The sequence below is a fragment of the Nostoc sp. DedQUE04 genome (genome assembly GCF_034530995.1).
Classification (GTDB): Bacteria; Cyanobacteriota; Cyanobacteriia; order Cyanobacteriales; family Nostocaceae; genus Nostoc.
Window position 1 is genome coordinate 135916 of the sequence record NZ_JAVRCA010000012.1, and the last position, 10427, is coordinate 146342.

Consider the following 10427-nt stretch of genomic DNA (forward strand, 5'->3'; position numbering starts at 1 on the left):
ATCACTCTGGTTTATGGAAATAATTTGGATGTAAAACTTGTAGCAAAGCAAGCACTTTTAGGCAACTGTGAAGCAACAGCAGCAACCTGATTGCTAGACGCTAATAAATTGACTTCTCCTGATGGTTCTATCAACACTGATTGTGCTTCTACAATTGGTTTAATTTCATTATTTAGTAAGCTTTGTTTGTCTAAATTGTTAGAAGTTGGGGCTATAGCAGCAGAATTAGCGTGCCATCCACTATTGTTAGATACTTGGGTTTTATAGCTACGTGGGAGATTACCAGTTCCAATAATTACAAACTTACTAGCTGCGTTGCGGGAATTTCCTTGGCAAGCTGAAGTAATCTCAGGAGGTAATTGAATTGTTTCTGCTACTGCTTTAGGAGGTACAATATTATCGTTTAAAATGTTAAATTGGACATTGCCATTAATTCCTAACTCGGAACTGGCTGTAAATTGGCTGTCACGAGAAGCAAAAAATCCTTGAGAATTAATCTGAATGTTACCACCACGTCCCTTATAAGCATCAGCTGTGATCCGACTATTTCCCAAAACATTTATAATATCTGCATTGGTAGTAATGTTACCCCCATTACCGATACCACCTGCGGTTGCAGAAATAAAGCTCTTGTCATATAAATTCAAAACTTTAGTTTGCAAATTGATATTACCACCTTGACCATTTTTAGTTGAAGCAGTTATTCCTGCTTGATTATCTAAGCTAATAGAATTTGCAATAACTGTCACTATCCCAGCATTTTTTGTACTATCATTTCTAACTTCAACTTGAGCATTATTTTCTAAAATTAAGTTTCCTGTTTTGATAAAAATGTTTCCAGACAAAGCATCAGATGGTTGCTTAAGATTGTATATGTAAGTTACAAAAGGGTCGCCAGTACCTACAGAGGAAGTTATTTTGCTACGGTTTAAAGAAGGATTAACTGAACTTGAACCATTAATATTAACAGATTCAAGGGCATTAATATTTACAGTACCAGAATTACCACTTTTTAGCCCCGATGCTGCAATTCCAGCTCCGTTTTCAACAATCAATCGTCTTGTATTAATACTTAGATCACCAGCATCACCAGCAGAAACGGAGAGAGAGGTTATATTGCTTGCCGAAAAAGTAGGAATAGGTGGTGTTCCATAAGCTAGTAACACGAAGTTAGGATGACCACCGGAAATTTTTAAAAGCTCAGAAGCATTTACAGTTACCTTACCTCCTCTGCCATCACCAAAAGTCAAAGATTCTAAGCTTCCTCCATCTTCAATTAATAATTCTTTGGTCGATAATATTACATCGCCTGCGTTCCCAGAACCGTAAGTTATAGTCCCCAACGCAGAAGCAACTCCAGAACTTTCATTAACTGCCACACTACGAATTACTACTTTTTCGGAAGCATCTATAGTTAAATTTCCACTATTACCATTACCAAAAGTTAGAGGAGTAATTATTTCTGAGTCCTGAGCAATTATTTTTGATGCTGAAATGATAATATCCGCTCCTCTGCCAGAATTAGTTGAAGTAATAATACCTCGATTAATTCTTGTCGCACTGAGAAAAGGTTGTATATTAAAAGACGTTATTCCTGTTAAATCTAAAGTGTCAGTTGCCTTTACACGGATAGCTCCTGAACTAAAAGATCCGAGATTTGCAATCAAAGCTAATGAGCCATCTGTAAAATTTATATTTTTACCTTGAACAGAAATATATCCTGGCATAAAACCACTAGCGTCCAACAAAGATTGCTTAATAAAACTAATATTTTTAAAACCATTTATTCCTTTGTAATCTAAATTTAAACCCGAATTAGTAAAAGTAAAGTTAACTATACCAGTGTCAACAGCACCTATTTCAACTTGTCCAGAAGGAGCAGTTACTAGTCCACCATCAAATAAAACATCACCTCCTATTAGAGCTAAAGTTTTACCAGGTTGTGAACGCAGACCATTTTGACTTTCTCCTGCTCCTAATAAGGTAATTGAAGCAGCTACCTGATTCCCGTATATAACCTGGCTGTGTCCAGTACCCTGGACATTAATTGATCCTAATGAATTACCACCATACTCTAACCCTATAGGAACATTCACGCTTAATAGTGGAGTGTTCTCAGGAGTTTTAGCGCTAAATTGAATGTCATTAGGAAAATTGATGTTGTTGGCAGTACTGGCTATAAAAGAACCACCAATAATTAGATGTGCATTGTGACCAAATAAAATTCCATTGGGGTTAATAAAGAATAAATTTGCACTTCCATTAGCCTTAATTAATCCATCAATTTTCGAGGCTGAACCACCTGTTACACGAGTAATAATATTTTTAATATTTACAGGATTATTGAAAAAAGCAGTGTCTCCAGTAAGAACAGAAAATTGGTCAAAGCTGTGGTATAAATTGCTTCCTGCCTGACTTCCTCCTTCGATTATATTGTTCCTTCCTTGAGGGGTAACAAGCGAATTAACAGGTAGTGTTTTGTCTGGAACTATTTGGGCTGAAACAGAAAAAGTAAGTAAATAAAAAGGATGAGATATCAAAATAGATACCATTAAGTTGCGGATAGAAAAAATATTCATAATCAAGCTCAAAGCCTATTAATGGTAGTTATGAGAAAGTAGCAGATAAAGCTAATAATTATATGATAAAATATCTTTTGTCAATTTCAAACATATTTTTATGTATTTACCTGATGGGCCAAAAACCTCACCTTTGTTACAGAATATTCAGTTTTTACTTCGCCCATTAGAAACTTTAGATGCGTGGTCTGAGGACTATGGTAGTGTTTTTAGACTTAGAGCAAATGAAGTTCCTGCTATTATTTACTTTAGCAGTCCAGAAGCAATTCAAAAAATTTTTACATCCTCTCCAGAGGATCTTAGTTCTATTCAAAATAGTGATTTTGTGAAACTATTATTAGGAGAAAATTCTATTATTTTTCTTGGCAATGAACGCCATCAACATCAAAGACGAATGTTGTTGCCTCCTTTTCATTCAGAACGAATGCGTCTGTATAGTCAGGTTATTTGTGAGATTACTGAAGAAGTAATAAGCCAGTTAGCTCCCGGAAAGTTTTTTGTAGTTCACTCGGTCATGAAGGAAATTTCTTTGCGTGTCATCCTTAATGTTGTGTTTGGATTGCAAACAGGTAAATATTACAATAAACTGCGACAGATGCTTAACTCGCTGTTTGAGCTTTTTGATAATCCTTTAAATTCTATTTTTATGCTATTGTTCTCTAGAGTTCAAAAGGATTGGGGAATATGGAGTCCACAGACAAATTTAATGCATCAAATAGAGCAGTTAGATCGAGTGGTATATACTCTGATTGCTGAACGGGCAATACAAAATAATTCTCCCTCTAAAGACATTCTGAGTATGCTTATGGAGGCACATGACGAGTTTGGTAAATCAATGACAAACATTGAGCTTCGTGATTGCTTATTGACATTAATATTCGCTGGATACGAAACTACTGCATCTGCTATTTCTTGGGCATTATACTGGAGTCACTATTTGCCAGAAGTTCAAAGAAGCCTTTTATCTGAACTTAACTGTTTCGTCTCTACTAAAGATAAGAGCGAAATTTCTCGGCTACCTTATCTCAGCGCAGTTTGCTCTGAAACATTGCGTCTTTATCCGATTGCCTTAAATGCCTTTACACGGGTTGTACAAAAGCCTATGGAGATTGGAGGCTATCAGCTTGAACCTCAAACAATTGTGAATGTTTCAATTTACTTAGCTCATCAAAGAAAAGAAGTATACCCAGAACCCAAGCGTTTTAATCCCGAACGCTTTTTGGAGCGTCAATTTTCTCCTTACGAATACTTGCCTTTTGGTGGTGGCAATCACCGATGTGTTGGCGCAGCTTTAGCGCAGCTTGAGATTAAACTCGTATTGGCAACTATGCTGTCCCGTTTGAAATTAAGGTTAATTACGACCTGTCCTATTAAGCCTATTCGACGTGGAATTCTTATGGTACCTCCTAGTAATTTTGAAATGGTAGTAACTGGAGTGCGTTAATAGAATCTAAATTTATTTCTTTAGGAATATCTTTATTTGTGCATTGAACCAAATCAAGATGTAAACTTTTAACGTCTTTAAAATAACTATAAAGGTTGCTATTGTGTTTAAATTCAGATGTAGAAATAAATCAATAGGTCTGATTAAAAACCGTAACTTTAGCCAAGATTAATTTTGGAGAATTTAAGGGATGTGGGTAGATTAAGCTTAAAAATTATTGTATTGGAAAGAAAAATACAGTCCATTTTCCTGCCATGTTTGATCTGGCTGGTCAACAGATACAAGAGGAATACCGTAGTCAATACGAGCGGTAAAGTTCACATCCTGCGACCATCGTAATCCCAGTCCAATGGAAGCTAGAGTATTAGGGCTATTGGTGTTAGCAGTTGTGCTTACTGAATTATTCCAGACTACACCAAAATCAGTAAATGGAATAAGTTGCAACATCCCGTTTATCTTAGGTATGCGAAGTATTGGAACTTGTACCTCAGCCGAAGCGAAAATACCATTATCAGCTAGCAGTAAATCTTGACGATAGCCACGTACACTTTCAATTCCACCCAGACTAAACTGTTCTAGAGGTACAAGGGATCTAGTGGCTAATTGAGTATTGAAACCAAATAATAGTAAGGTGTCAGGAGCTAATAATCTTAACCACTGCGCTTGCCCTTGCCAAGAAAAAAAACGACTATCAGGAGTATCTTGATTAACTGTGGCATTAAATGCATCTAGCCCCAAGTTAAATTGTGATCGCACTGCAAAGACTTGAGTACTGCCACGAGTAATCCATTCTTGAAAAAATCGCAATGCGGATACTCTGGTCTTTCCTTGGTCGTTAGCTCCTAATTGAGGAAAAGGAATTTGTTTTCCTAGTGGAGCATAATCGGCCTCGCTTTCTCGTCGAGAGGCAGTTAAACCCAAAGTCAATTCTTCAGTAGGGGATTGAAATATTGGTTGGCGCAATATTAGTTCATAATATCGGGAAGCAGATTTGATATTTAAGGTATCGAAAGGATGTTCGATAACACTGCTGTTGCCAGTTCCATAGTTAAAAGAGAGGGTTCCGTTTTTGGGATTGAGGGGTAGCGTGTAACTGCCATAAAAAAAGTTGCTAGCATCAGTATTGCTGTAACCGACACTTAAACTATCTCCTAGCCCCAGTAAGTTAGCTTCATTTAGTTGTATTCGGCGTTGGAAACTGCTCTTCAGGATTAGGACTTAAGTTAGAAGGCGGGAGTATTTGTTGAGTTTGAGGCAATCGCTGTGGTTGTGGTGTTGGCAGAGGGGCAGTCGAAGGTGGTTGGATATCTCTAGGGATAACTTGAGGGATTGTAGGAGGGCGTGCTGGAACCTGTGCTTTTAATGGTTTGTAAACTATACTGTTAAGTAATACAAATAGTCCCAGAGCAGAAATTTTTCTAGGGAAGTTAGCGGTCATTAATGGGGAACATCAATCGGGAACTTATCAAAATAGAATACACTCGTTAGTCCTCATAATTCAATAGAAAAAATTTTTCCTCCACTGCTTCCAAGTAGTTGTTCAAATACGGCATAAAAAATGATTCCGATGCATTGCTGCGGAGCAATATTTGCTTTGCTGATGTATTCTTCATGTCTGACCAATCTAAAAATTGATTCTTTTTATAATAAAAACTTTCTTTCTTCCTTCCTCCAAAGCGATTTCTATTGAGATCCTTTTTCTTTCTATAATTTCCATTTCAAGCTTTTCTCTTTCTACCGGTTCTGTCTCAAGCTGAATTAATCGCTGTTCTACTCGCTCACAGTAAAAATCCAAGGCCTTACCTGTGACTGCTCCGGTAATCGCACCACCAGCTAAGAATATCAAGGCAGTTTTCCAGATACCAAAGGGATTACCGCTCCACTCTAGATTACCTGGAAAAGTGAACGGATCTACTGCAAATTTGATGATTAGCGTGATACTAATTGGGGCAGAGAGCAAAAAGGAGTAAGCTAGCACTAATTGCAAGAAACCAGTAGCGACCGAGATAACCCAGGCGAAATTCTAACAACGACTCTTGTACTCCAAACAAAGTCATCTAAAATGCAATACCCGCTGTCAAATAATCAAGCATTAGCCTTTGTTTTACCCGTGTGTTGAAGAGGGTATTTTCTAGAATACGCCTAAACAGTATTTTGTTGTTGTGGCTCTGGTGCGGTGTTTTTTTTTGATAATTGCTCTATAAGATTTTTTAATGAGTTTTATATTTGGTAGTGCCTTAAGACTGCAAAATATAAAAAGCAACGAAAAACCCCATCCTTCCTATTGTTGGGGGCATAAATAAAAAATCTATATTCCATTATTCTATGATGACATAATTCAATATTTGTTCAACTGCTGTCAGCCTAGAGGTGGGGCAATGAACAAACCACCATCTAGACGCAAGAAAGTTATCCCTGTGGCATCTGGTGAACCAAAGCCAGCCACCGACTCTGCTGCCGAAAATACTTCTGAGCAAGATAACCCAGCCTCAGCAACGATTACGGTGACGGCTGTTGAAGTAACAGAGTTGACCCAGGAAGAACAAAGCTTACGCCTGCATTTAGAACACCGTGTGGAGAGAGCATTTTTAGAAGCAGGTCAAGCGTTGATGGAGTTGAGGAACAGACGGCTGTACCGTTCCACGCACCGTACTTTTGAAGAATACTGCCGCGAACGCTTCAATTATAGTTGTGATGCAGCGTACTTAAAGATTTCGGCTACTGTGGTTTATGAGAATCTTCAAAAGTTTTTGCCGACCAATGGTCGGCAAATTCCAATGCCGACCAACGAACGACAATTGCGCTTTTTGGCGAAAGCCGAGTTGGAACCGGCTGTGCAAGCGGATGTATGGCAACAGGCAGTAGAGCAAGCTGGTAATAAGATTCCATCTGGTCGCATAGTGAAAGACGTAGTGGACAGGATACGCGAAAGGACGAAAGTACCCAATCCTTATCATATTGGGGAAATATGCCTTCTGTTGCCGAAGGATAACCCGGAACTGAGAGGTAAAGCGGGTTATTGGGGAGTAGTCAGCCATGCTAGAGAATACAGTTGTACAGTCCAGACCTGGGACGGCGACTACACCGTGAAGATTGAACACCTGAAGTTACTGGAATTGCTTGATGAAGATTGCCAATTCATGCAGCAGTTATGTGTGAGGTTACGGCAGTTGCATCAAGTGGCTAACCGTGACTCTTCTGTGGATTGGCTGTTGCAGGGTTTAGGGAAGCAAGCCAAACCTTATCTGTCATCCTTGCAGGCAAAGCTCTTGACGGCTGTTGAGAGAGAGTACAACCTGGTTTGGAAGCAGCAGAAGTGACGATACAGCTAGTAAACAATAGGTTAATGCAACAAATACACAATGCAACAATTAACTCGTTGTATGAAAGCGATAAGCGAACGCGAACGGCGTCTCCAAAAGTTGCCATGCCGGAATGGCTTATCGCTTCAAGGAAATCATAGAACTTAATACTTGTTGCAATTGATGAGGTTAAATTTAAAAAGCCCTGATAAAAGATTTGATAGAATTATGTGATAGGCTATGCCCTGCCTTTTTGCGATCGCAGATTATATCGCTCCAGACACAGAACCTTATCCTCGCAGTAATGCGATTAATTTCGTCTTGAGTATTCCAAGAACCGGAAAAAGTTCAAAACTCAAGTAATAAAAGTAAGCTACTCATAAACGTATGCAGGATTGATGGGCTGCCCGTGCAGTATCGTGGGTGATTAGTAACCAAACCAACTGACAGCGATTGACATAGCAGGTAGTTGCGATCGCTCCATTACAACAGAGATCGCAGAGCGTGGTAGTTCCATGTACTCATTACACTGCATATATAAGATAGTTTATGAAAATAAATTAATATAGTTAGTACCTAAAAAGGGATTTGAGCAGCTTTACGTAGAATCTCGCGGGTGTAAATCTTCAAAAACGTGTATAAAGTTACAAGGATCAGACACAACCGTGTCTAGTAGTGGGTTATGTGCCAAGGGTTGAAGCTACAGCGTTTGGTTTATCCTACCTACGGGAACTCCTAAAATAAAAGCGGATGTGAGGTATGCAATGTCAGAGGTTATGAAAATTTTTTTAATCCCCTGCATCTTATCCCTAATCCCGTTTCAAAGCCGATGACACAAGTTCTGCTAAAGAGTAACACCACCGTCCACACAAACACTCATAACTTGAAGTACACCGTTATCAGGAAAACATCATGAGCCAAACCTTAATTACGCAAGAGTTCGGGATTATCATTGCTGCGAAAAATCACAAACCCACTATCCTGAATCCAGATTTCCTCAAATACAGCGGCATCGTTCCGACAGAATGGGAATTAGCTCGTCAACCGATATATACCCAAAGCGTATCCCAAGTCGCCTTTACCAACGGCATCGTTATCATAGCTGAACCAACACGAGTTATGTTCATAGAAGCGATTGAAAATAAAGCAGTAGAAGAAATCGCTGTAGCAGCTATTGCTAAAAAATATGTAGAAGCCTTACCCAACGTCGAGTATGAAGCTGTAGGTATTAATCCAAGAGGCTACGTTGCTTTTGAAAGAGATGTTGATGCAGCCCGTTTATTTATAACAGAAACACTATTATCTTCGGGTTCATGGCAAGAAGCTGGGACTGCACCAGTGAGAGCAACACTGAACTTAGCTTACACCTTGGAGCGCGGGCTATTTTACCTGAGTGTAAATGAAGCAGCCCTACGGAATCCAGATGAAACAAGTACCCCAATTGTGTTATTCAGTGGTAGTTTTAGCTACGAAGTCAAGAGTGAAACTCCAGCTGAACGCAAAAACAGCATACATCAAGGCATTGATAATTGGCAAGCAGACTTATTAGCTTACCAAGAAATTATTAGTAATAAGTTTTTGGGCAAAACTAGTGAAGAGAAAACTGTAGTTCCCAATGTATTTGCTATGAGTGCTGCTATCTAAATAGTAAGAAGTTTTTATTGCGATAATGAACTTGACAAAAAGAAGTAGCAAGTCGGAAGTAGCAAGTCGGAAGTAAAAAATGGTCACCAGACAAACGAATTTATTCGTAGGAAGCCAATAAAGAATTTTGTCTCTACACCTAGTGCAAGACTTAAAGCGTCCTTACTTCAATCCCCTAACTTGAGTTATGGGGTATTACTTGCGACTTGCTCCCCAAGCGAAAGAGCGACTTCTGAATAAATGATAATTCCAAGGCATTTGGATAAATTATCAACTAAAAAATGCTGGATATTCGGCGGGCAGAGTAATTGCTACCGCCGATATTTGGCAGTTATAAATCTCCTGTGACTGAGCTTTTGTTAAAGGTTCAGAAAAAGTCATATTTGAACGAAGTCGGAAGTTTGAAGTCGGAAGTCGGAAGTTGTTACTTCCTGGTTCCGATACTTAAGTAAGGGTTTAAGCCCCCATTCCCAAGACACGAGCTTGTTTTGTGTTGGGGTTTAAATAAGTAGGCGCTATGCACAGTCGAAGAGGCAACTCTTACGCTGTTCGCGTTCGCTATCACAAAACCGTACTTCCGATTTCCGACTTCAAACTTCCGACTTATTGAATGATTATCTATTTTTGAAATTATCAGGGGTGTATATGTCAGAGATAAACGAATTGTTTAAGATCTCCGACTCAGCAATGGTGAACGATGGGGCAATAATGCCCTTAATTGAAGATCCATTGAAGTTGAGTCAAGGAATCGGAATAATTTCAAACAATCCCTCGGCATCACCTGTTGGCTCTCCCAGTACAGACATTTTTACAATTAATACTTCATTATCATTAACTGCCTTTGCAGAACAGTCTTCTATAGCTTCAGTACCTCTATCACTAACACCAAATTTAAGTAACACCACAAGCACTAGCTTCGATCCAATTACAGGTGTGGCGGGAGATCAGCCCTTAATTGGCTTGCTGAGTAAAGATGAAGCCACTCCTAGCTTATTGAACGTATCTTTTAAAACACAAGAAACTAATATAACTCAACAGCAAACTAGCATTATCAGTGAGCCTGTTGAGACAAACAATCCCCCCCGTCTTAACCAACTGACACCAGAAATATTAGAAAGATTCCGTACTGAGGCGATCGCTCGGTGGGCAAGTGCAGGCATTACTCCAGGAGAACAAGGTATTCTCAAGGAAGTGCAATTAGCGATCGCCGATCTACCTAGTTTAAAGTTGGGTTTAACTCAGGGGAATGTTGTTACCATTGACCAAGATGCAGCAGGTGCTGGATGGTTTATTGATTCTTCACCTAGTGATGATGTCGAATTTAGTAACATCATTTCAGGAAGTCAGTTGCAGTCGATTGAAAGTGACCCAGCTTTTGGTCGTGTAGATTTGTTGACAGTAATGACTCACGAGTTTGGACATGTACTTGGACTAGATCACTTAGATACTAACCAGGTA

General features: G+C 39.1%; 7 protein-coding genes and 1 pseudogene. 4 read left to right on the plus strand and 4 right to left on the minus strand.

The genetic code is table 11. The annotated features are described in order from the left end of the window. Window positions 1-11: 11 nt before the first annotated feature. Complete coding sequence (locus RM049_RS11360) at window positions 12-2579, minus strand: filamentous hemagglutinin N-terminal domain-containing protein (protein WP_322704251.1); 2568 nt, start codon at window positions 2577-2579, stop codon at window positions 12-14. Between the two features lie 100 nt (window positions 2580-2679). Here RM049_RS11360 and RM049_RS11365 point away from each other — a divergent pair, with 100 nt between their 5' ends. Then, complete coding sequence (locus RM049_RS11365) at window positions 2680-4023, plus strand: cytochrome P450 (protein ID WP_322704252.1); 1344 nt, start codon at window positions 2680-2682, stop codon at window positions 4021-4023. A gap of 207 nt (window positions 4024-4230) precedes the next feature. On the opposite strand, the pseudogene RM049_RS11370 reads toward RM049_RS11365, so the two are convergent. The 3 genes and pseudogenes from RM049_RS11370 to RM049_RS11380 form a co-directional block, all read right to left on the minus strand. Continuing rightward, a pseudogene (locus RM049_RS11370) lies at window positions 4231-5223 on the minus strand (ShlB/FhaC/HecB family hemolysin secretion/activation protein); the annotation flags it as partial. Next, the gene (locus RM049_RS11375; protein WP_322704253.1) at window positions 5195-5461 is read right to left on the minus strand and encodes a hypothetical protein; all 267 of its coding nucleotides are present in this window, start codon (window positions 5459-5461) and stop codon (window positions 5195-5197) included. The pseudogene RM049_RS11370 and the gene RM049_RS11375, both read right to left, overlap by 29 nt. 186 nt (window positions 5462-5647) lie before the next feature. Next, window positions 5648-6001, minus strand: coding sequence for a hypothetical protein (locus tag RM049_RS11380; protein WP_416212633.1), 354 nt, complete (start codon window positions 5999-6001; stop codon window positions 5648-5650). A 400-nt stretch (window positions 6002-6401) separates the two neighbouring features. Here RM049_RS11380 and RM049_RS11385 point away from each other — a divergent pair, with 400 nt between their 5' ends. From RM049_RS11385 to RM049_RS11395, 3 genes are all read left to right on the plus strand, one after another. Next, window positions 6402-7343 (plus strand): hypothetical protein, encoded by a 942-nt coding sequence (locus RM049_RS11385; protein WP_322704255.1) that lies wholly within the window; start codon window positions 6402-6404, stop codon window positions 7341-7343. A gap of 222 nt (window positions 7344-7565) precedes the next feature. Further along, the gene (locus RM049_RS11390; protein ID WP_322704256.1) at window positions 7566-7688 is read left to right on the plus strand and encodes a hypothetical protein; all 123 of its coding nucleotides are present in this window, start codon (window positions 7566-7568) and stop codon (window positions 7686-7688) included. A 549-nt stretch (window positions 7689-8237) separates the two neighbouring features. Beyond that, window positions 8238-8969, plus strand: a complete 732-nt coding sequence (locus RM049_RS11395) for a hypothetical protein (protein WP_322704257.1) — start codon at window positions 8238-8240, stop codon at window positions 8967-8969. Window positions 8970-10427 lie beyond the last annotated feature (1458 nt).